This window comes from Pseudomonas sp. TE3910 (assembly GCF_056279025.1).
On record NZ_JBWBQN010000001.1, the window covers coordinates 2,312,171 to 2,333,733 of the forward strand.

The following is a 21,563-nucleotide window of genomic DNA, read 5'->3' on the forward strand; positions in this document are numbered from 1 at the left end:
GATCAGGCTGGAGCGTGCGTCAACGTTCTGTAGAGCGGCAGAATCCAGTCTCGGGTCAAGGGGGCCAGTTCAAGGTTCAGGGTCGCGTTTGCATCGACCCAGACGGCCTCCTCGATTTCTGCTGCGGGCTCGACACTGGCGTCGGTATGAACCTGGAACAGCTCCGCCTGCACCTCAAACCCAGGCTCGTTGGCCGCTGGCGCGCTGAATACGCCAAGGTAGCCTGCTTTCAAGGGGTCGATCTGCAAGCCCAGTTCCTCGTGCAGCTCACGGGCCAGGGCAGCGACAGGTTGCTCATGGGCTTCAATCTTGCCGCCTGGCTGCATGAACGCCTGCGTACCACGCTTGCGCACAAGAAGGGTTTGACCCTGCGGGTCGATCAACAGGGCAGCGGCAATGCGAATGATCTTGGTCATGGTCGGCTCTTCACGGAGAACGCGCAATGATACACGCAAGATCTCTGAACACAGACCTCACCGGGAGACCCTGGGCTGGCGTTTGAATCCTGAACCGGGCTATGGTCCAGGATTGCCCAGGCCCTGAGCCTGACCGAGCCATCGCAAGGACCCTGTATGAGCCTGTCACTTCTCAGTCGCTACGCCTTTTTTGTCTGTTGTGTACTGTTCACCCTCGCCAGCCTGCCGTTTCTTGAAAACGACTGGCTTTGGCCCTTCACCCTGACCACAGGCGTACTTAGCCTGATTGGCCTGGTTGATTTGCTTCAGAGTCGCCACGCCGTCAGGCGCAATTACCCGATTTTGGGCAACATCCGCTACCTGGTCGAAGGTATTCGACCGGAAATCCGCCAGTACCTGCTGGAAGCTGACAGTGATGCCCTGCCCTTCTCGCGCGCGCAGCGCTCACTGGTTTATGCCCGAGCCAAGAACGAGGCCTCGGACAAGCCCTTTGGCACGCTGATCGATGTCTACCAATCGGGCTTTGAGTTCATTGGCCACTCCATGCGCCCGGCGCCACTGAGCGACCCGAACAGCTTTCGGGTCATGGTTGGCGGCCCGCAATGCACACAGCCGTATTCAGCCTCGGTGTTCAACATCTCGGCCATGAGCTTTGGCGCACTCAGCGCCAATGCCATTCGTGCGCTGAACCAGGGCGCCAAACTCGGCAACTTCGCCCACGATACTGGCGAGGGCAGCATCAGCCCTTACCACCGCGAGCATGGCGGCGACCTGACCTGGGAACTGGGCAGCGGCTACTTCGGTTGCCGCACGGCGGAGGGTCGCTTCGACCCTGAGCGCTTCGCCGAACAGGCGCGCAACCCGCAAATACGGATGATCGAAATCAAGATGAGCCAAGGGGCCAAGCCCGGCCATGGCGGCATCCTGCCCAAGCACAAGGTCACCCGTGAAATCGCCGAAACCCGTGGCGTAGCCATGGGCGAAGACTGCATCTCTCCCTCACGACACAGTGCTTTCTCGACCCCAATCGAGCTGATGCAGTTCATCGCTCAATTGCGCGAACTCTCCGGCGGCAAGCCAGTAGGCTTCAAATTCTGCCTGGGCCACCCGTGGGAATTCATGAGTATTGCCAAGGCCATGCTGGAAACCGGCATTCTCCCGGACTTTATCGTCATCGACGGCAAAGAAGGCGGCACGGGCGCGGCGCCCGTGGAGTTCACCGACCATATCGGCGTGCCGATGCGTGAAGGCCTGCTGTTCGTACACAACACACTGGTCGGGCTGAACCTGCGCGACAAAATCAAGCTGGGGGCCAGCGGCAAAATCGTCAGTGCCTTCGACATTGCCAGTGTCCTGGCCATTGGTGCCGACTGGGCCAACTCGGCGCGCGGCTTCATGTTCGCCATCGGCTGCATCCAGTCGCAAAGCTGCCACACCAACAAGTGTCCAACCGGTGTCGCAACCCAGGACCCACTGCGCCAGCGCGCCTTGGTGGTACCCGACAAAGCCCAGCGGGTGTTTCACTTCCACCGCAACACCCTCAAGGCCCTGGCCGAAATGCTCGCGGCGGCAGGCCTGGATCACCCTTCACAGCTGCAAGCCAAACACCTGGTACGGCGCATGTCCGCGACCGAGATCAAACTGTTCTCGCAACTGCACGTGTTCCTCAAGCCCGGTGAACTGCTGACAGGCGAAGTCAGCGGCGAGTTCTACCAGCGTATGTGGCGCATGGCCCGGGCTGACAGTTTTGAGGCGCACACAGACGTAGCCTGATTCAATGGAAAACCGGCCGAGCTTGCTGTGGGATGCCGGCGCTTCGGCGGGGTGTCAGCGCCTTCGCGGCGCCTGCATCGCGGGCAAGACCCGCTCCTACAACTGGCGCGGGCTCTGTTGGAGCTGGCTTGCCTGCGATGGTGTCGGGTGGGGTGTCAGTGAGTTCGCGCCGTTTGTATCGCGGGCAAGCCCGGCGCCTAAAGGCTGCGTGGGCTCTGTTGGAGCTGGCTTGCCTGCGATGGCGTCGGTAGGGTGTCAGTGGGTTCGCGGTGTTTGCATCGCGGGCAAGCCCGGCTCCTACAGGCTGCGCGGGCTCTGTTGGAGCTGGCTTGCCTGCGATGGCGTCGGTGGGGTGTCAGTGAGTTCGCGGTGGCTGCATCGCGGGCAAGCCCGGCTCCTACAGGTTACGCGGGGGTCTGTTGGAGCAGGCTCGCCTGCGATGGCGTCGGTGGGGTGCCTGCGAGTCCGCGGCGCCTGCATAGCGGGCAAGACCCGCTCCCACAGCTGGCGCGAGCTCTGTTGGAGCTGGCTTGCCTGCGATGGCGTCGGTGGGGTGTCCGTGAATTCGCGGTGGCTGCATCGCGGGCAAGACCCGCTCCTACAGCTGGCGCGGGCTCTGTTGGAGCTGGCTTGCCTGCGATGGCATCGTTGGCTTGGAAATACAAACCCCCGCTAAAAAGCGGGGGTTCGTCAGCAGCCTGATCCGGTCACTGGACCGGGTTTTCTATCAGGACACAGAGCGCGCCACGGCCACACTGTCCTCTTTCGGGGACAGCTTGAACACGTAGTACAGCACCGTCAGCAGCACCAGGAAGGCTGGGCCGACGTACAGCGCGATACGGGTTTCCTCAAAGTACGCCATCAGGCCTACCACCAGGATCAGGAACGCCAGCGCCAGGTAGGAGCTCAACGGCCACAGCCACATGCGGAACTGCAGACGGTCACGTTCGGCCTTGGACAGGCCAGCACGGAACTTCAGTTGCGCCAGCAGGATCATGACCCAGGTCCAGATCGCACCGAAGGTAGCGATAGCGGTGACCCAGACGAACACTTTTTCCGGTACCAGGTAGTTGAGCAGTACACCCAGCAGCAATGCCGCGATCGACAGCAGCAGCGCGTTGCGCGGCACGCCGTTGCTTGAGGTGCGGGCAAAGGAGGCAGGCGCCTGGCCATTCTGCGCAAGGCTGTAGAGCATACGACCGGTACTGAAGATACCGCCGTTGCAGGACGACAGTGCCGCAGTGATCACCACGAAGTTGATGATGCCGGCAGCGGTCTTGATGCCCAGACGTTCAAAGGTCATCACGAACGGGCTGCCCTGGCTGCCAATTTCGTTCCATGGGTAGATGGACAGGATCACAAACAGTGCGCCGACATAGAACAGCAGGATGCGCCAGAATACCGAGCCAATGGCATGCGGAATGGTCTTTTGCGGGTTACGCGCTTCGCCGGCAGTCAGGCCGATCATTTCTACGCCAAGGTAGGCGAACATCACCATTTGCAGCGACATCAGCACGCCGGTCACGCCGTTAGGCATGAAGCCGCCATTGCTCCAGAGGTTGGAGATGCCCAGCGCGACGCCATCGTTACCGAAGCCAAACGCGATCACGCCGATACCGCCCAGTACCATCGCGATGATGGTGACGATCTTGATCAGGGCGAACCAGAACTCGAACTCACCAAACGCCTTGACTGCGATCAGGTTGACCCCACCCATGCTTGCCAGGGCCGCCAGGGCCCAGATCCAGCGAGGTACATCAGGGAACCAGATGCCCATGTAGATGGCCACCGCCGTGATTTCAGCAACACAGGTCACCAACCACAGGAACCAGTAGTTCCAGCCGGTCAGGAAGCCTGCCAATGGGCCGAGGTAGTCTTGCGCGTAACGGCTGAAGGAGCCGGCGACCGGGTTGTGAACGGCCATTTCACCAAGGGCACGCATGATCACCAGGATCGCCAGACCGCCAATGATGTACGACAGCATGATCGCAGGCCCGGCCATTTCAATGGCCTTGGCCGACCCCAGGAACAGGCCGACACCGATACAGGCACCCAGTGCCATCAGGCGGATGTGACGCTCTCCGAGTTCTCGCTTGAGCGGACCGCCTTGGGCGGTATCACCGTGAGAAGGGTGGTTGCCGACTGACATAGAAATACAACCTCATTTTGTTATTGGATATAAACCGATCGTGCAGACCTGGCACCGCCGATAGGCAGGTACGAAGCCTTGCCGGACCAACCTTTTGGGTGAGCCCGTCAGCCCGCAAAACACCACGCAGGCTGAGCAAAAGGGGCGAGCAGTATAAAAAGGCCATCGCAGGTCTTTTCACTATAAAAACCAGGATCTTTGGCGAGAAGTCTCGGCAAAATCCGCTTATACGGAGTGGCATTCCCCGCGCTTACCCCGCCCTCAAAAACAGGGCGGGTAAAATAGCACCAAACCAGGGCATTACAACCACAACCAAAGGCGCATGCTCCGATTACGCTCCGAGAAATGCCTTACAAGCTTCTACAAATTTTTCACCTAAGCTGCTCAGCGTCTAAGCTTCAGGCAAGCAAGACGAATACACGTAGCCGGGCTAAAGACTATGGGCGCACTGTGGCAATCGGAACCAACAACGGCTGAAGCCCCTTCTGAACGTCTGGAAGACGTGCCTCCACCCAAAAGCCCTCGCAAGCGTCGCGTCTGGTGGCGGCTGCTGTGGCCCTTGTGGTTATTGCTACTGATCGCCCTCATCGCTGTGGGCTTCGCCATCGCCGAAGAAATGCAGACGTCACGTTTGCAGTCACGTGAATTCAGCCACTTTGCAGCAACCCTCAGTTACTCGATGCACAAAGGCCCGAGCGACGCGATCATGTATCCGGGCGATGGCCCGTTCGATAAGCGCCTGGGCTACAGCGCACTCGGTGACTTCCTGCCTCGCCTGCTCAAGCGCGACTATCTGGTCAGCGAGCAGACACGCTTTTCCCCCGAGCTGATGAACTATGCCAAGCATGGTTTCTTCGTGCCTTACACCGAAAAAATCCAGGCGGGTTTGTCGATTACTGACTGTAAAGGCGAGGCCCTGTATCAGTATCACTATCCGCAGCACCTCTACTCCGACTTTGCTTCGATCCCGCCGGTGATCGTTCACAGTTTGCTGTTCATCGAAAACCGCGACCTGCTTGACCCCAATGATCCCAATGCAAACCCGGCAGTCGACTGGCCACGCTTCGCCAAGGCAGCCTATACCCAGGTCGCCAAGTACCTGGCCCTTCCGGGCCAATCGGCAGGTGGCAGTACCCTGGCCACTCAACTGGAAAAATACCGGCACTCCCCTGACGGGCTGACCGTGTCTGGCAGCGAAAAAATCCGGCAGATGATTTCGGCCAGTGTCCGCGCCTATCAGAACGGCCCACAAACCCTGGAAGCCCGGCAACGTATCGTGCGTGACTACCTCAACAGTGTGCCGCTGTCGGCCGTCCCCGGGCATGGCGAGGTGCATGGTATGGCCGAAGGCTTGAGGGTCTGGTACGGCGCGGACTTCGCCCAGGTCAATCAGTCGTTGTTGTCCACCGACAACGACCCGGGCAGCCTTGCCGCACGAGGGTTGGCACTGCGTCAGGTGCTCTCGCTGATGATCGCGCAGCGTCGGCCATCGTATTTCCTGTCCAAAGGCCGCAATGATCTGGCCGAACTGGCCGACAGTCACGTGCGCCTGCTCGCGGCCAACAACATCATCGATCGATCACTGGCTGACGCCGCGCTGGCCAGCAAAGCGACCTACCGTGACTGGGTTGCCCAGCCGACCATTGTCCCCATCGTCACGAACAAGGGCATCAGCCTGGCACGTGCGCGGCTCTCGGCGATGCTCAGCCGCCCCCTGTATGACCTGGATCGCCTTGATCTTTCAGTCACCAGTACGCTGCAGTCCAGCCTGCAAGACCAGATCAGCGAATACCTCAAAAATCTCGCGGACCCGGCCTTTGCAGAAAAAACCGGGCTGTTCGGCGAGCGCCTGCTGACCCCGACCACCACAACCCAGGTACGTTACAGCTTCACCCTCTTTGAACGCACCCCGGACGGTGCACGGGTACGGGTGCAAACCGACAGCACCGATCAACCCTTCGACATCAACGAAGGCAGCAAGCTGGAACTGGGTTCAACCGCCAAACTGCGGGTACTGACCACCTACCTGGAGATCATCGCCGAACTGCATGATCGCTATGCCGACAAAAGCCCGGCCGAGCTGAAAAAAGTCGAGGTGCCCGAGCTGGACCGCATTACCGGCTGGGCGGTGGATTACCTGATTCAGAACAAGGACCGCAACCTCAGCGCGATGCTTGATGCGGCACTGGAGCGCAAGTACTCGGCCAACCCCGGCGAGGCCTTCTTTACGGGTGGAGGCTTGCACGTCTTCAACAACTTCCGCCGCGAAGACAATGGGCGCTTGCCGACCCTGAAGGATGCCCTGCGCGAATCGATCAACCTCCCCTTCATTCGCCTGATGCGTGATCTGGTGCGCTACAGCACGTACCAATCACCGAACAACAGCGGCCAACTGCTCAAAGACGATGCAGACCCACGTCGCCAGGAGTATCTGGCACGTTTCGCCGACCGCGAAGGCACCGACTATCTCAAGCGATTCTGGAAAAAGTACCAACGCAAGACATCCCAGGAGCGCCTCGACACCTTTCTCGACAGCCTGAATGCCACACCGATCCGCTTGGCTGCCGTACACCGGTACCTGTTTCCCGAAGCCGACCAGGCAACCTTCAACGCCTTTGTGCAAGCCCACTTGAAAAAGGACACTTCAGCCGACAAGCGCAAGAAGGACGCGTTGACCGAAAAACGGCTCGAGGAGATGTACATAAACTACGGCCCGGGCCGCTACGACCTGCCCGACCAAGGCTATATCGCCCGGGTTCACCCACTGGACTTGTGGCTGCTGGGCTACTTGCTGAAAAACCCCGGAGCACAATTCAAGGACGCGGTTACAGCCAGCCATTTCGAACGCCAGGAAGTCTATAGCTGGCTGTTCAAGAGCCGGCACAAAGGCGCCCGCGACAGCCGTATTCGGACACTGGTGGAAATTGAGGCGTTTCTCGACATCCATCAACGCTGGAAGCGTGTCGGTTATCCCTTCGACCACCTGGTGCCATCGCTGGCCACTGCTATCGGCAGTTCTGGTGACCGCCCCGCCGCCCTGGCCGAACTCATGGGTATCATCTTGAACGACGGCGTACGCATGCCCACCCTGCGCATCGACACCCTGCACTTCGCGGCCGACACCCCTTATGAAACGCGCCTGATCAGTGACCCAGACCGCGGCGAACGGGTATTGCCGGCGGAGGTCGCCAAGGCCCTGCGCGGTGCGCTGTCACAAGTGGTTGATGCCGGTACGGCACGTCGGGTGTCGGGTAGCTTCAAACTGCCTGACGGTACAGCACTGGTCATGGGCGGCAAGACCGGCACCGGCGACAACCGCATCGAAAGCTTCGGGGCAGGCGGACGCATCCTCGGATCACGTTCACTGAACCGTACTGCGACATTCGTGTTCTACATCGGCGACAGCCATTTCGGCACCCTGACCGCCTTCGTTCCAGGGCGAGCCGCCGAATCGTTCAAGTTCACCTCAGCGTTGCCGGTACAAGTGCTCAAGGGCATGGCGCCACTTCTGATGCCCTACCTTGTGCCAGGCACCCATACGTTGTGCAACATACCCACGCTCACCGCTCAGCGAGGCGCAACGGTTCAATGACCGTGAAAGCGCTTGGCCGTGGTGAAGCTATTGCGCCAGTAACGATTGCTTAACGAATCGATACGAATCGCCTTGCCGCTACGGGGTGCATGAATGAATTGCCCCTCGCCGATGTACAACCCGACATGGCCAATACGACCTTGGCCGTTGCGGTTAAAGAACACCGCATCACCGCGCTTGAGTTGCGGCGGGCTTATGGTCTTGCCCTGCCCCTTGAGCATGGATGATGTGGTGCGCGGCAAGCTGATACCCACCTCACTACGGTACAGATAGACCAACAAGCCACTGCAATCAAAACCGCTCTTTTCCGACATTCCGCCCCAACGGTAAGGCACGCCGATGAGCTCATGGGCACGTTCGACCAACCGGTCGAGGTTTGCCTCGAGTTCCTGGCGGGCCACGTAGTCGTGCCCACCCTTAGGGGTAACCAAATGAACATTCGCCTGGGCAAAAAATGAAAGGCCCCAGAGCAAGCCTACACGCAAGAAAAAACCAACCACGTCATATACCCCCTGAAGGGTGAAGGAAACGCGGCAGATCTTAGAGTTGACAGGGGCAAGCAGGAATAAAGGGAATCCGAGGGTTATGTAAGAAAAAACCTAGGGCAACGCCCACGACGCCTCTTGCCGTAAACCACACCCGCACACCGAGCGCTTGCTTTAAGATATATCTTGAGTAATATCTAAATAAGTATCTCAAGATATATCTCAGACCCAAAGGCATCCCTAATGCGCGATCATCCTTCACACCACGAACACAGCGACCGTCATGACGGCTTTGAACGTCGCAGTGGCCGCGAACGAGGCGAACGAGGCCCGCGAATCTTTGCCCCGGGCGACCTGAAGCTGCTGCTGCTGTCGATGCTCGCCGAACAGCCTTGTCACGGCTATGACCTGATTCGACGCATCGAAGCCCTGTTCGACGGGCGCTACAGCCCAAGCCCAGGCGTCATCTACCCCACCCTGACCTTTCTTGAAGAAAGCGAATGGATCATCGGCCAGGCCGACGGCAGCAAGAAGCGTTACAGCGCCACAGCAGCGGGCCTCCAGGCCTTGGCCGAACAGGCCATCGCCCTGGACGGCGTGCGCATGCGCCTTGAGGTCAGCAAGCGCTCTATCGGCGTGCATGACCGCCCGCAGGAAATCCACGAAGCCGTACACAACCTGCGCCATGCGCTGCAAATGCACAGCGGGCGCTGGAACCCCGAAGAAATCGTACGGGTGCGCAACCTGCTCAATGACACCGCCAGAGCCATTGTTGCCGGCCCGGCAACGACCCTTCAGGAGAAAACCGAATGACGGTTAACGACACCACCACGATTCACCGCGTCAACCATGAGATCAAACGCCGTTGCCTGCAGGTACTGCGCGTCACCGATCTGACCCCGCGTATGCGCCGGATCACCTTGGGCGGCCCTGAACTGCAGGGCTTTCTGAGCCTGGGCAGTGATGACCACATCAAACTGCTGTTTGCCTGCTCGCCGCAAGAACAGGCCGCACTGGACAACCCAGGACAGGATCAGGACGGCGTCAAACCGACCCTGCGCGAATACACGCCGCGCCGTATCGACGAAGTGGCAGGCGAGCTGGATATCGACTTCGTGCTGCATGGCGACGGCCCGGCCTCTACCTGGGCGGCTCAGGCAACAGTGGGCCAGACGCTGAACATCGCGGGGCCGCGCAGCTCAATGGTGGTGCCGGACATGTTCGACAGCTACCTGTTGATCGGTGACGAAACCGCCATTCCGGCGATTGCCCGACGCCTTGAAGAACTGCCGGCCACGCGTAACGCGCTAGTGGTCATTGAAGTGGAAAATGCGCTGGAACAACAACCACTGGCAAGCCTGGCAAACGTACAGGTCATCTGGGTTCAGCGTCACCAGCAAGACCTGCTTGAGGTACTGAAACAGCTGCCCCTGCCCGCTGGTGAGCTGTATACCTGGGTTGCCCTGGAAAAGACACTGACCCGCCAGGCCAAACGCCTGCTGCTGGAAGACAAGGGCGTGCAGGAGGACCGGCTCAAAGCGGTCGCCTATTGGCGCCTGGGCGAAGACGACAACCACAACGCGTAACACCGTGGCATCAGGGCTGCGCTCTGGCGGCTGCCAGACGCCTGCCCTGCCATTGATCGAGGCTGATCAATAGCAGCCCTAGCGCAACAAAGCCCACCAGGATAGCCAGCGCATTGAGCATCACCTGCGCATACCCCAGTGTGGCAACATCAATGAACGGGTAGGGATAGACGCCAATTTCGTGCCCACGCAGCAGCACATAACCAAAGTAACCCAGCGGGTAAAGCAACCACGGCAAAATCTGTATGGCCCGCAAACTGCCCTTGGGTACACAGCACCACCAATACCCCAGGTACAACAGCGGCATGACATCATGCAGCAGCTCATCGACCAGCCATTGCCAGCCTTGCGGCTGCCACAAGTGGCGTAACAACAGGCTGTATGCCACCCCCACCAGCGAAATGCTGACTGCAACCGCAGAACTCACCGAGGGCCGCAGAAAAAACTGCCGCGCCGGGCCTTCTCGGCCAAACGCCGCCTGACTGAGTACTACAGCAACCAGGGTGTTACTGAGTACGGTGAAGTAGCTGAAGACATTCACCAGCCCGCCTATCAGGCTGGCCTGCGCCTGCCAACGCGCCCACAACACCAGGTACATCTGAATGGCCAGTGCAGCCCACCCCAGGCAGGCCAGCAGCCCTACCCAAGGCACCCGCTGCTCCAGACGCATCAGTTAGCGACCCCGTTGCATCTTGACGTACAACTGCTCGACCCTTTCCCGCGCCCACGGCGTACGTCGCAGGAATGTCAGGCTCGATTTGATACTCGGATCGCTCTTGAAACAGCGCAAATCAATACGCTGCGCCAGCCCTTCCCATTGGTAACGCGCAACAAGGGCATTGAGGATCTGTTCCAGGGTCACGCCATGCAGAGGATTTTGATTACCGGCAGTCATGCCTGTGCTCCAGCCAACGAAAGGTGCGCACCTTAGCCGAGCCTTGGCTCCACGTCTGCTTTTTCAGCAACGCGATGCACTCGGATCTCGACCTGTTTCCAACAGTCTAGTGTGCCCGAGCGTTCCGACGCGCGTCGCAACAGGCTCAGCCAGCAAGGTGCAGCATCGACGTCGGCCTGAACACCACCTTTGCCCCCTGCTGAAGGACTGTTACAGAAGCGGCAACAGTGCCTCACGTTGATTGGACTTTTTTTCTTACACATTCATCTATATCCTGCCCGCCGCACGCTGAAACGCTTCACTCTCCCTAATTAGCAGTTTTGTCTCCGGTGATAGAGCACATTCGGAGGCGTTGCCGTTTTTCCAACAATCAAAAGATAGCGCTATCTCATGCCTCAGTTTTCACCCTCCCGTCGTTCTTCCTCCTTACTGCTGACAGGTTTGACACTTGCCGCAATTGCCCCGCACACCTGCGCCGCGATGCTGGACAGTGACTCCCCCTGGATGCTTGGCGACTGGGGCGGCACCCGCGCAGAACTGGCCGAGCGCGGCTACGACTTCACCCTGGGTTACGTCGGCGAGATGGGCAGTAACCTGCACGGCGGCTACGATCACGACAAGACCGCACGCTACAGCGACCAGTTCACGCTGGGTACGCACCTGGATCTGCAGAAGATCCTCGGCTGGCATGCCACCGAGTTTCAACTGACCGTCACCGAACGCCACGGTGACAACATCAGCAACGACCGCATCAATGATCCTCGCGTAGGTGGTTTCACCTCTGCGCAGGAGGTCTGGGGTCGCGGCGAAACCTGGCGACTGACCCAGCTATGGATCAAGCAGCAGTATTTCGATGGCGCACTGGATGTGAAGATCGGCCGTTTCGGTGAAGGCGAAGACTTCAACAGCTTCCCCTGCGACTTCCAGAACCTGGCCTTCTGTGGCTCACAGGTCGGCAACTGGGTGGGCGGCATCTGGTACAACTGGCCCGTCAGCCAGTGGGCGATGCGGGTCAAGTACCGTCTCAGCCCTGAGCTCTATGCTCAGGTCGGCGCTTACGAGCAGAACCCCTCCAACCTTGAAAGTGGCAATGGTTTCAAGCTCAGCGGCAGCGGCACCCAAGGTGCAGTAGTGCCGATAGAACTGGTCTGGACCCCCACTTTCAGCGGCCTGAAAGGGGAATATCGCGCCGGTTACTACTACAGTAGTGCCAAGGCAACCGATGTTTATAAAGACAGCAACGATCAACCGGCAGCACTCAGCGGCCAGGCCTATCGCAGCAGTTCGAGCAAGCATGGCTTCTGGCTGGGTGCGCAGCAACAGGTGACGTCGCTGGCCAGCGACCACTCCCGCGGCCTGAGCGTTTTCGCCAACGCCACGCTGCATGACAAGAAGACCAATGCCATCGACAACTATGTTCAGGCAGGTGTGGTGTACAAGGGCCCGTTTGATGCCCGTGCCAAGGACGATATCGGTTTCGCCCTGGCACGCGTGCATGCCAACCCCGCCTACCGCAAGAACGCCCAGGCCAGCAACGCGGCCCAGGGCCTGGATGACTACGACAACCCCGCCTTCCTGCCGGTCCAGGACACCGAGTACAGCGCCGAACTGTACTACGGCATTCACTTGGCCAACTGGCTCACCGTGCGCCCGAACCTGCAGTACATCCGCCACCCAGGCGGTGTCGGGCAGGTCGACGATGCACTGATCGGCGGCCTGAAAATCCAGAGCAGCTTCTAAACATGAATCACCCCGAATTTTATCCGAGCTGCGGCTCGAACTGTTTCAACTGTACGGAGAACACACGATGAGCACTGACGGTGCCTTGAGTAGAACCCGCTGGCTGCCGAGACTGCTCGGCATTCTGCTGTTGCTGATGGGCCTGGCACTGCTGGCCGGTGGCATAAAGCTAAGCCAGCTTGGCGGCTCGCTGTATTACCTGATTGCCGGTATCGGTTTTGCCCTGTCTGGCATCCTGTTGCTGGCGTTACGCCGCAATGCCCTCGGCCTGTACGGTCTGGTTCTTCTGGGCAGCACCCTCTGGGCACTGTGGGAAGTGGGCCTGGACTGGTGGCAACTGGTGCCCCGTCTGGCCCTGTGGTTCGCCCTTGGCGTTGTCCTGCTGCTGCCATGGGCACGCCGCCCACTGCGCGGCCAACCGAGCAAAGTGAACACCGGCCTGCTGAGCCTGGCCGTCGTGTTGTCGGGTGCTACAGCCATCGCCAGCCAGTTCACTCACCCCGGTGAAATCAATGGCAAGCTGGGCCGCGACAGCAGTGACATGGCCAGCACCGCGCCGCAAATGCCGGACGGTGAATGGCAGGCCTATGGCCGCACTGAGTATGGTGACCGTTACTCGCCCCTACGCCAGATCACGCCCTACAACATTCACAAGTTGCAAGAAGCCTGGCGCATCCGTACAGGCGATCTGCCAACTGACAACGATCCGGTGGAACTGACCAACCAGAACACCCCGCTGAAGGCCAACGGCATGCTCTATGCCTGCACCGCGCACAGCAAAGTACTGGCATTGGACCCGGACACCGGCGCGGAAATCTGGCGTTTCGATCCGCAGATCAAAAGCCCGGTCGGCTTCAAGGGCTTCGCCCACATGACCTGCCGGGGGGTGTCGTATTACGACGAGAACAACTACGTCAACATGGACGGCAGCCCGGCCCCAAAAATCTCCGAAGCCGGCATGGCGGTGGTCCGCGCTTGCCCTCGTCGCCTCTACCTGCCCACCGCTGATGCACGCCTGATCGCACTGAACGCTGATAACGGCAAAATCTGTGAAGGCTTCGGCAAGCAGGGTGTCATCGACCTGACCACCGGTATCGGCCCATTCACCGCTGGCGGCTACTACTCGACCTCGCCTGCGGCCATTACCCGCCAACTGGTGATCATTGGCGGCCACGTCACCGACAACGAGTCGACCAACGAACCGTCCGGTGTCATCCGCGCTTACGACGTACACGATGGGCACCTGGTCTGGAACTGGGACGCCGGCAACCCTGAGGCCACAGCACCGCTGGCAGCGGGCAAGTTCTACACCCGCAACTCACCCAACATGTGGTCGTTGGCCAGCGTCGATGAAAAGCTCAACATGGTCTACCTGCCACTGGGCAACCAGACCCCAGACCAATGGGGCGCCGACCGTACCCCAGGCGCAGAGAAATTCAGCGCCGGCATCGTGGCGCTGGACCTGACCACCGGCAAGGTGCGCTGGAATTATCAGTTCACCCACCATGACCTGTGGGACATGGACGTCGGCAGCCAGCCGACCCTACTCGACATGGCCACCGCCGATGGCGTGAAACCGGCCCTGATCGCACCGACCAAACAGGGCAGCCTGTATGTCCTCGATCGTCGTGACGGCACGCCGATCATTCCGATCCAGGAAGTCCCGGTACCTCAGGGTGCAGTCGAAGGCGATCACACTTCGCCGACCCAGGCACGCTCGGACCTCAACCTGCTAGGCCCGGACCTGACCGAACAAGCCATGTGGGGCGCCAGCCCGTTTGACCAGATGCTCTGCCGTATCCAGTTCCGCGAACTGCGCTACGAAGGCCAGTACACCCCGCCATCGCTGCAAGGCAGCCTGGTTTACCCAGGCAACGTCGGCGTATTCAACTGGGGCAGCGTCTCGGTTGATCCGGTTCGCCAACTGCTGTTCACCAGCCCGAACTACATGGCCTTCGTCTCCAAGCTGGTGCCGCGCGCCGATGTTGCCGCAGGCAGCAAGCGTGAAAGCGAAACCAGCGGTGTACAACCCAACAGCGGTGCGCCCTATGCCGTGACCATGCATCCGTTCATGTCGCCGCTCGGCATACCGTGCCAGGCCCCCGCCTGGGGTTACGTCGCCGGTATTGACCTGAACAAAGGCAAAGTGGTGTGGAAACACAAGAACGGTACCAGCCGCGACAGCTCACCGCTGCCGATTGGCCTGCCGATCGGTGTACCGAGCATGGGCGGTTCAATTGTGACGGCCTCCGGCCTGGGCTTCCTCAGCGGCACACTCGACCAGTACCTGCGCGCCTACGACGTAAACACCGGCAAAGAGTTGTGGAAGTCGCGCCTGCCGGCAGGTGGCCAGGCAACCCCGATGACCTACACCGGCAAGGATGGCAAACAGTACGTGCTGGTGACGGCTGGCGGACATGGCTCGCTGGGCACCAAAATGGGTGACTACGTAATTGCTTACAAATTGGCTGACTGATGCCAACTGAGAGTGCCCCGTGCAAACCGGGCGCTTTCATGTGATTGAACGGCTACCCTTTAGGTGGCCGTTTTTTTTGCATGGCGTGGGCACAACCTTTGCCATTGAAACAGCCTTTCACCCGCCCCATCTAAGCACCATAGTCATTTACGCAGGTGCCCCATGAGCGACCAGCAGGATCTCCCGGAAACGCCAAAGGAACAGGCCGAAGTCGAACATATCGAAGCCAGCCACAGTGGCCGTACCCACCTGGCATTGCCCGGCCAGCAACTGCCGGACAAGGTCTATATCATTCCGATTCACAACCGGCCGTTCTTCCCGGCGCAAGTGTTGCCGGTCATCGTCAATGAAGAACCCTGGGCAGAAACCCTCGATCTGGTGGCCAAGACACCACACCATGCCTTGGCGCTGTTCTTCATGGACACTCCGCCTGACGACCCTCGGCACTTTGATACATCGACGCTGCCAACCTACGGCACCCTGGTCAAGGTCCACCACGCCAGCCGCGAAAACGGCAAACTGCAATTCGTTGCCCAAGGCCTGAGCCGTGTGCGTATCCGCGGCTGGCTCAAGCACCATCGACCGCCCTATCTGGTCGAGGTTGATTATCCGCATCAGCCCAGCGAGCCCACCGACGAGGTGAAGGCCTACGGCATGGCGCTGATCAACGCGATCAAGGAGCTGCTGCCGCTCAACCCGCTGTACAGCGAAGAACTGAAAAACTACTTAAACCGGTTCAGCCCCAACGACCCGTCCCCCCTCACCGACTTCGCCGCCGCACTGACCTCGGCCACCGGTAGCCAACTGCAGGAAGTGCTCGACTGTGTGCCCATGCTCAAGCGCATGGAGAAGGTCCTGCCGATGTTGCGCAAGGAGGTCGAGGTCGCACGCCTGCAGAACGAGATTTCTGCCGAAGTGAACCGGCAGATCGGTGAGCATCAGCGTGAGTTTTTCCTCAAGGAACAACTCAAGGTCATCCAACAGGAACTGGGGCTGACCAAGGACGACCGCAGTGCCGATCTGGAACAGTTCAAGCAGCGCCTGGAAGGCAAAACTCTGCCAAGCGCCACGCAGAAACGTATCGATGAAGAGCTGGGCAAGCTGTCGATTCTTGAGACCGGCTCACCGGAGTATGCCGTCACCCGCAACTACCTGGACTGGGCAACCGCCCTGCCCTGGGGCGTTTACGGCAAAGACAAGCTTGACCTCAAGCATGCGCGCAAGGTGCTGGACCTTCACCATGCCGGCCTCGACGACATCAAGGAGCGAATCCTTGAGTTTCTTGCGGTGGGTGCCTACAAGGGCGAAATAAGCGGCTCGATTGTCCTGCTCGTAGGCCCGCCAGGCGTCGGCAAGACCAGCATCGGCAAATCCATTGCCGAATCCCTGGGACGGCCGTTCTACCGCTTCAGTGTTGGCGGCATGCGCGACGAAGCCGAGATCAAGGGGCACCGGCGCACCTACATCGGCGCCCAACCGGGCAAACTGGTGCAGGCCTTGAAGGACGTCGGCGTAATGAACCCGGTCATCATGCTCGACGAGATCGACAAGATGGGCCAGAGCTACCAGGGCGACCCCGCCTCGGCGCTGCTGGAGACCCTCGACCCGGAACAGAACGTCGACTTCCTCGACCATTACCTGGACCTGCGCCTGGACTTGTCCAAAGTGTTGTTCGTCTGCACCGCCAACACCCTCGACTCGATTCCCGGGCCATTGCTCGACCGCATGGAAGTGATCCGCCTTTCCGGCTACATCACCGAAGAGAAACTGGCTATCGCCAAACGCCATTTGTGGCCCAAGCAACTGCAGAAAGCCGGGGTGGCCAAAACCAGCCTGAGTATCACCGACAGCGCCCTGCGCGCGGTCATCGAAGGCTATGCGCGCGAAGCTGGCGTACGTCAGCTTGAGAAGCAGTTGGGCAAGCTGGTGCGCAAAGCCGTGGTGCAGTTACTGGAGCACCCCGACACAACCATCAAGATTGGCACGAAGGACCTTGAAGCCTCCCTGGGCATGCCGGTGTTTCGCAGTGAACAGGTGCTGGCAGGAAAAGGCGTCATCACCGGCCTGGCCTGGACCAGCATGGGCGGCGCGACCTTGCCAATCGAGGCGACCCTGATCCACACCCTGAACCGCGGCTTCAAACTGACCGGTCAGTTGGGCGATGTCATGAAGGAATCTGCCGAGATCGCCTACAGCTATGTCAGCTCGCACCTGAAGCAGTTCGGTGGCGACCCGAGCTTCTTCAACGAGGCCTTTATCCACCTGCATGTGCCGGAAGGCGCAACGCCCAAGGACGGCCCGAGTGCCGGCGTGACCATGGCCAGTGCCTTGCTATCGCTGGCCCGCGACCAGGCGCCGAAGAAAGGTGTGGCCATGACTGGCGAGCTGACACTGACCGGGCATGTACTGCCGATTGGCGGCGTACGCGAGAAGGTTATTGCGGCACGCCGACAGAAAATCTTCGAGCTGATCCTGCCTGAGGCCAACCGCGGCGATTTTGAAGAGCTGCCGGACTACCTCAAACAAGGCTTGAACGTGCACTTTGCCAAGCGTTTCAGCGACGTTGCCAACGTGTTGTTCTGACTACTGCGGCGTCTGTGAGAGCCAGCCTTGCGGGCGATGCGCGTGATGCCATGGCGCATCGCACGCACTGCCTGCATCGCGGGTGAGGCCGACGCCTACATGTGCGGGCGCTTCGGTTATGCTGCGTCTTCGTTGTTCATTCGGAGCCATCATGACCCTTGCCCGCCTGCTCGTTCCCGTGAGCCTCGCCCTGCTCAGCGCCTGCGCCCAACAACCACGGCAGAATATCAATCTGGAAAAAACGGCGGACTGCCCCGTCCAGTTGCGAAATGATCAAACCCTCACCCTGACGCTGCCCAGCAACCCCACCACGGGCTACCGCTGGTTATTGCAAAACCCTGCCGCCAGTATCCTGCGCAGCCTTGGCCCGGAGGTCTACAGCAACCCCGAAGGTACAGGGCTGGTCGGTAGCGCCGGGCAATCGGTATGGCGCTTCCAGGCGAAGGCCGCTGGCGAGGGTCACTTGATACTGGTCTATCAACAACCCTGGGCACCGGAAATCCCCCCGGCACAGACCTTTGATTGTGCAATTACGGTGAAGTAAGCCGCACTTGTCAGCCGGCCATGCATCCCGCTGCCAGTTTGGCTAAAATGCCGACCCTTTACCGCTGAACGCCTGGACTGCCCGTGAGCAAAGAACCCGACCGCCTATTCGCCCAGCCGCTTGGCCAGGTGCCCGACTTCGCCTTCAACGAAGACGTGGTCCGAGTGTTCCCGGACATGATCAAGCGTTCAGTACCCGGCTACCCGACCATTGTCGAGAACCTCGGCGTACTGGCTGCGCAGTTTGCTCAGCCGCACACCGCCCTGTACGACCTGGGCAGCTCGTTAGGTGCTGTCACCCAGGCACTGCGCCGGCATGTACGCCAGGACGGCTGCCGCGTTATCGCTGTGGACAACTCCGCAGCCATGGTCGAGCGTTGCCGCCAGTACCTCACGGCCCAAGACTCAATGTTCCAGGAGCTGCTGCCGGTCGAAGTGATCGAAGGCGACATCCTCGCCCTTGAGTTCCAGCCCGCCTCGGTGGTGGCGATGAACTTCACCCTGCAGTTCATTGCCCCAGAGCAGCGCCTGGCACTGCTGTCGCGTATTCGCCAGGCCCTGCTGCCCGGCGGCGCCCTGATCCTCTCGGAAAAACTGCGCTTCAACGACCCACAAGAACACGCCCTGCTCACCGACCTGCATGTCGCGTTCAAGCGCGCCAATGGCTACAGCGAACTGGAAATTGCCCAGAAACGCAGTGCCATCGAGAACGTGATGAAACCCGACAGCCTGGAAGAACACCGTGAGCGTCTACTCGCAGCGGGTTTTTCCAAGGTCGTGCCGTGGTTCCAGTGCCTTAATTTCGCCTCACTGATTGCCCTGCCATGATTGATCTTTCCCCTCTTGTTCGCCGCCTGGCGGGCACCCCTCTGGCTGAATGGTCCCAGGGCCTGCAGGCACAACTCGATGCCAAGCTGGAAAAAGGCCATGGCGACCTGGAGCGTTGGCAAGCGGCGCTCGATGCCCTGCCCGCGCTCACACCCGAGCACGTCGACCTGCTCAACGGCCTGCGCCTGGACTGCGACTGCGAGCCTGCCACGCGTGAACAGATGCGCACGGCACTGATGGGCTTGTCGCCCTGGCGCAAGGGGCCTTTCGACCTGTTCGGTGTTCACGTCGACACTGAATGGCGTTCGGACTGGAAATGGGAGCGGGTCGCGCCGCACCTGGACTTGCGCGGCAAGCGTGTACTGGACGTCGGCTGCGGCAATGGCTACTACCAGTGGCGCATGCTCGGTGCCGGTGCCGACAGCGTCATTGGCGTAGACCCCAACTGGCTGTTCTTCTGCCAGTTCCAGGCCGTGCAACGTTACCTGCCAGAACTGCCGGCCTGGCACTTGCCGTTCGCCCTGGAAGACCTGCCAGCGAACCTCGAAGGCTTCGACACCGTATTCTCCATGGGCGTCTTCTACCATCGGCGCTCGCCAATCGAGCACCTGCTGGCGCTCAAGGACTGCCTGGTCAAGGGTGGCGAGTTGGTGCTGGAAACCTTGGTCATCGAAGGCGATGAACAGCAGGTATTGGTACCTGAAGACCGCTACGCACAAATGCGCAACGTCTGGTTCCTGCCCTCGGTACCAGCGCTGGAGCGCTGGCTGCGTCGCGCCGGTTTCAGCGAGGTGCGCTGCGTCGATGTCAGCGTCACCAGCATCGAGGAACAACGCAGCACCGAGTGGATGCGTTATCAGTCGCTCAGCGACTTCCTCGACCCCAACGATCACAGCCGCACCATCGAAGGTTTGCCAGCACCACGCCGTGCGGTGCTGGTCGCGCGCAAGTAACGCTCAATGCTGCGCCGCCGACCAGGTATCACCTCGTCAGGCGGCGTACATGAGTGACCTAGTGCTCAGCCGCGGCTGGCCGCCAGAATCAGAGACTTCATCTCGGCCACTGCCGACTTGAAGCCGACGAACAGGGCATGAGCAACCAGCGCATGCCCGATGTTCAGCTCGTTAATGCCCTTGATTGCCGCGACCGCTTCCACGTTGTGATAGTGCAAGCCGTGCCCGGCGTTTACGATCAGGCCCTGAGCGACGCCAAAGGCTACGCCGTCGGCGAGGCGCTTGAGCTCTTCAGCCACGTCAGCAGGCGTTTCGGCATCGGCGTAACGACCGGTATGCAGCTCGATAGCCGGAGCCCCAACACGGCGAGAGGCTTCGATCTGGCGCTCGTCAGCATCGATGAACAAGGACACTTCCGAGCCGAGGCGCGACAGGCGCTCGACTGCCGCCTTGATCCGCGCTTCCTGGCCGGCCACATCCAGGCCGCCCTCGGTAGTCAGTTCCTGACGGGTTTCCGGTACCAGGCAGATATGTGCCGGGCGAATACGCTCGGCAAACGCCATCATTTCCTCGGTGACGCCCATCTCGAAGTTCATCCGCGTTTGCAGCACATCCTTGAGCAGCAGCACGTCGCGCTCCTGAATATGCCGGCGGTCTTCACGCAGGTGGACGGTGATGCCATCGGCACCGGCTTCCTCGGCATCCAGCGCGGCCTTGACCGGGTCCGGGTAACGCGTGCCACGGGCCTGGCGCAGGGTCGCCACGTGGTCGATGTTCACGCCGAGAAGAATGCGGTTGCTGTGGGTCACGAAGAAACTCTCCTGAAAATTGAGCCTCACAGCATACGACGAGCTTACGGCTTGCGAAACAGTTCGCGACTGACCAATGGCCTTCCGCCCAAATGAACAGCCAGCGCCTGACGCATCAAACGCTTGGCCGCGCTCAAGGCACCGGGCACACTCCAGTCGGCTTCGGCCATGGCTGTCAGCTCAACGCCATTGAACACACCCGGCTGAAGCAGGTAAACCCGCTCCAGGCCTGCATCCACCTGCAACCGATACAGGCCATCGGCGGCCAGCGGTTCCCCCGCAAGATCCCGATCCAACTCGAAGGCATACCCCAGCTCATCCAGCAGGCGCCACTCGAACGAGCGCAGCAACGGCTCCAGCGCGCGCCCGGCGGCCAATGCCTGCAAGGTTGCGGTGTAATGTTCAAACAACCGGGGGTGCGGGTCCTCGAGGGGCAACAGTCGGGTCATCAACTCGTTGAGGTAGAGGCCACTGAACAGTGCATCACCGTTCAGCCAGATACCGACGCCATTGCTTTCCATGCGCCCGACGTTTTTCAGTTCACCGCGGCCACGGAACTCGACTTCCAGCGCAACGAAGGGACGCGCCAGCGTTCCGGCCTTACCGCGTGCACGACGTAACACCGCGCGCAGCCGGCCCTGAGGCGTGAGGAAGTCCACCAGTGCACTGGTTTCGCGGTAGGCCCGACTGTGCAAGACGTAAGCCGGTTGGCCGACGGGTAGTTCCATGAGTTGA

General features: G+C 60.3%; 17 protein-coding genes. 10 read left to right on the forward strand and 7 right to left on the reverse strand.

Annotation, left to right across the window (positions count from 1 at the left end):
• Positions 1 to 2: 2 nt before the first annotated feature.
• Complete coding sequence (locus tag ACZ9H3_RS10450) at positions 3 to 416, reverse strand: NUDIX hydrolase (protein ID WP_476220657.1); 414 nt, start codon at positions 414 to 416, stop codon at positions 3 to 5.
• A 156-nt stretch (positions 417 to 572) separates the two neighbouring features.
• On the opposite strand from ACZ9H3_RS10450, the gene ACZ9H3_RS10455 reads away from it, so the two are divergent.
• Entirely contained in the window at positions 573 to 2,189 is a 1,617-nt protein-coding gene (locus tag ACZ9H3_RS10455) for an FMN-binding glutamate synthase family protein (RefSeq protein WP_476220659.1), read from the forward strand.
• 727 nt (positions 2,190 to 2,916) lie between these two features.
• Here ACZ9H3_RS10455 and ACZ9H3_RS10460 read toward each other — a convergent pair.
• Positions 2,917 to 4,338, reverse strand: coding sequence for an amino acid permease (locus ACZ9H3_RS10460; protein WP_102052665.1), 1,422 nt, complete (start codon positions 4,336 to 4,338; stop codon positions 2,917 to 2,919).
• A gap of 439 nt (positions 4,339 to 4,777) precedes the next feature.
• On the opposite strand from ACZ9H3_RS10460, the gene ACZ9H3_RS10465 reads away from it, so the two are divergent.
• Positions 4,778 to 7,930, forward strand: coding sequence for a transglycosylase domain-containing protein (locus ACZ9H3_RS10465; RefSeq protein ID WP_476220662.1), 3,153 nt, complete (start codon positions 4,778 to 4,780; stop codon positions 7,928 to 7,930).
• On the opposite strand, the gene ACZ9H3_RS10470 is transcribed toward ACZ9H3_RS10465, so the two are convergent.
• Positions 7,924 to 8,361, reverse strand: coding sequence for a C40 family peptidase (locus ACZ9H3_RS10470; protein ID WP_245704320.1), 438 nt, complete (start codon positions 8,359 to 8,361; stop codon positions 7,924 to 7,926). The two genes, ACZ9H3_RS10465 and ACZ9H3_RS10470, sit on opposite strands and share 7 nt — an antisense overlap.
• A gap of 297 nt (positions 8,362 to 8,658) precedes the next feature.
• Here ACZ9H3_RS10470 and ACZ9H3_RS10475 point away from each other — a divergent pair, with 297 nt between their 5' ends.
• Both ACZ9H3_RS10475 and ACZ9H3_RS10480 read left to right on the forward strand, forming a co-directional pair.
• Positions 8,659 to 9,228 carry a PadR family transcriptional regulator gene (locus ACZ9H3_RS10475; protein WP_476220665.1) on the forward strand — a complete coding sequence of 190 codons (570 nt, stop codon included), beginning with the start codon at positions 8,659 to 8,661 and terminating at the stop codon, positions 9,226 to 9,228.
• On the forward strand, positions 9,225 to 10,001 hold the full coding sequence (locus ACZ9H3_RS10480) for a siderophore-interacting protein (RefSeq protein WP_476220667.1): 777 nt from the start codon (positions 9,225 to 9,227) through the stop codon (positions 9,999 to 10,001). The genes ACZ9H3_RS10475 and ACZ9H3_RS10480 overlap by 4 nt, the downstream gene beginning before the upstream one ends.
• A gap of 10 nt (positions 10,002 to 10,011) precedes the next feature.
• Here ACZ9H3_RS10480 and ACZ9H3_RS10485 read toward each other — a convergent pair whose 3' ends face one another.
• Both ACZ9H3_RS10485 and ACZ9H3_RS10490 read right to left on the reverse strand, forming a co-directional pair.
• Positions 10,012 to 10,671, reverse strand: coding sequence for a Pr6Pr family membrane protein (locus ACZ9H3_RS10485; RefSeq protein ID WP_099775628.1), 660 nt, complete (start codon positions 10,669 to 10,671; stop codon positions 10,012 to 10,014).
• A gap of 3 nt (positions 10,672 to 10,674) precedes the next feature.
• Positions 10,675 to 10,896, reverse strand: a complete 222-nt coding sequence (locus ACZ9H3_RS10490; protein WP_065759344.1) for a VF530 family protein — start codon at positions 10,894 to 10,896, stop codon at positions 10,675 to 10,677.
• A 390-nt stretch (positions 10,897 to 11,286) separates the two neighbouring features.
• On the opposite strand from ACZ9H3_RS10490, the gene ACZ9H3_RS10495 reads away from it, so the two are divergent.
• The 6 genes from ACZ9H3_RS10495 (at position 11,287) to cmoB (ending at position 20,019) form a co-directional block, all read left to right on the forward strand.
• A complete protein-coding gene (locus ACZ9H3_RS10495; RefSeq protein WP_476220668.1) occupies positions 11,287 to 12,636 on the forward strand; it encodes a carbohydrate porin in 1,350 nt (449 codons plus the stop codon).
• A 67-nt stretch (positions 12,637 to 12,703) separates the two neighbouring features.
• A complete protein-coding gene (locus tag ACZ9H3_RS10500) occupies positions 12,704 to 15,112 on the forward strand; it encodes a glucose/quinate/shikimate family membrane-bound PQQ-dependent dehydrogenase (protein ID WP_454240066.1) in 2,409 nt (802 codons plus the stop codon).
• 162 nt (positions 15,113 to 15,274) lie between these two features.
• Entirely contained in the window at positions 15,275 to 17,695 is a 2,421-nt protein-coding gene (gene lon / locus ACZ9H3_RS10505; RefSeq protein WP_065759347.1) for an endopeptidase La, read from the forward strand.
• 151 nt (positions 17,696 to 17,846) lie between these two features.
• Positions 17,847 to 18,239 carry a protease inhibitor I42 family protein gene (locus ACZ9H3_RS10510; protein ID WP_102052659.1) on the forward strand — a complete coding sequence of 131 codons (393 nt, stop codon included), beginning with the start codon at positions 17,847 to 17,849 and terminating at the stop codon, positions 18,237 to 18,239.
• Between the two features lie 83 nt (positions 18,240 to 18,322).
• Positions 18,323 to 19,066: a carboxy-S-adenosyl-L-methionine synthase CmoA gene (cmoA, locus tag ACZ9H3_RS10515; protein ID WP_065759349.1), complete on the forward strand. Its 744-nt coding sequence runs from the start codon at positions 18,323 to 18,325 to the stop codon at positions 19,064 to 19,066.
• Positions 19,063 to 20,019 carry a tRNA 5-methoxyuridine(34)/uridine 5-oxyacetic acid(34) synthase CmoB gene (gene cmoB / locus ACZ9H3_RS10520; protein WP_102052658.1) on the forward strand — a complete coding sequence of 319 codons (957 nt, stop codon included), beginning with the start codon at positions 19,063 to 19,065 and terminating at the stop codon, positions 20,017 to 20,019. Before cmoA ends, cmoB begins: the two co-directional genes overlap by 4 nt.
• Positions 20,020 to 20,084: 65 nt before the next feature.
• Here cmoB and pdxJ read toward each other — a convergent pair whose 3' ends face one another.
• Together pdxJ and recO are read right to left on the reverse strand one after the other, a co-directional pair.
• Positions 20,085 to 20,828 (reverse strand): pyridoxine 5'-phosphate synthase, encoded by a 744-nt coding sequence (gene pdxJ / locus ACZ9H3_RS10525; protein ID WP_476220673.1) that lies wholly within the window; start codon positions 20,826 to 20,828, stop codon positions 20,085 to 20,087.
• 44 nt (positions 20,829 to 20,872) lie between these two features.
• Positions 20,873 to 21,556, reverse strand: a complete 684-nt coding sequence (gene recO / locus ACZ9H3_RS10530; protein WP_065759352.1) for a DNA repair protein RecO — start codon at positions 21,554 to 21,556, stop codon at positions 20,873 to 20,875.
• Between the last annotated feature and the right edge of the window lie 7 nt (positions 21,557 to 21,563).

Coding starts and splice junctions, on each gene's coding strand:
- ACZ9H3_RS10465 (WP_476220662.1), top strand. CDS start 4,778: ATGGGCGCACTGTGGCAATCGGAACCAACAACGGCTGAAGCCCCTTCT.
- ACZ9H3_RS10485 (WP_099775628.1), bottom strand. CDS start 10,671: ATGCGTCTGGAGCAGCGGGTGCCTTGGGTAGGGCTGCTGGCCTGCCTG.
- recO (WP_065759352.1), bottom strand. CDS start 21,556: ATGGAACTACCCGTCGGCCAACCGGCTTACGTCTTGCACAGTCGGGCC.
- ACZ9H3_RS10475 (WP_476220665.1), top strand. CDS start 8,659: ATGCGCGATCATCCTTCACACCACGAACACAGCGACCGTCATGACGGC.
- ACZ9H3_RS10450 (WP_476220657.1), bottom strand. CDS start 416: ATGACCAAGATCATTCGCATTGCCGCTGCCCTGTTGATCGACCCGCAG.
- ACZ9H3_RS10480 (WP_476220667.1), top strand. CDS start 9,225: ATGACGGTTAACGACACCACCACGATTCACCGCGTCAACCATGAGATC.
- lon (WP_065759347.1), top strand. CDS start 15,275: ATGAGCGACCAGCAGGATCTCCCGGAAACGCCAAAGGAACAGGCCGAA.
- ACZ9H3_RS10455 (WP_476220659.1), top strand. CDS start 573: ATGAGCCTGTCACTTCTCAGTCGCTACGCCTTTTTTGTCTGTTGTGTA.
- ACZ9H3_RS10510 (WP_102052659.1), top strand. CDS start 17,847: ATGACCCTTGCCCGCCTGCTCGTTCCCGTGAGCCTCGCCCTGCTCAGC.
- cmoB (WP_102052658.1), top strand. CDS start 19,063: ATGATTGATCTTTCCCCTCTTGTTCGCCGCCTGGCGGGCACCCCTCTG.
- ACZ9H3_RS10495 (WP_476220668.1), top strand. CDS start 11,287: ATGCCTCAGTTTTCACCCTCCCGTCGTTCTTCCTCCTTACTGCTGACA.
- ACZ9H3_RS10500 (WP_454240066.1), top strand. CDS start 12,704: ATGAGCACTGACGGTGCCTTGAGTAGAACCCGCTGGCTGCCGAGACTG.
- ACZ9H3_RS10490 (WP_065759344.1), bottom strand. CDS start 10,896: ATGACTGCCGGTAATCAAAATCCTCTGCATGGCGTGACCCTGGAACAG.
- ACZ9H3_RS10460 (WP_102052665.1), bottom strand. CDS start 4,338: ATGTCAGTCGGCAACCACCCTTCTCACGGTGATACCGCCCAAGGCGGT.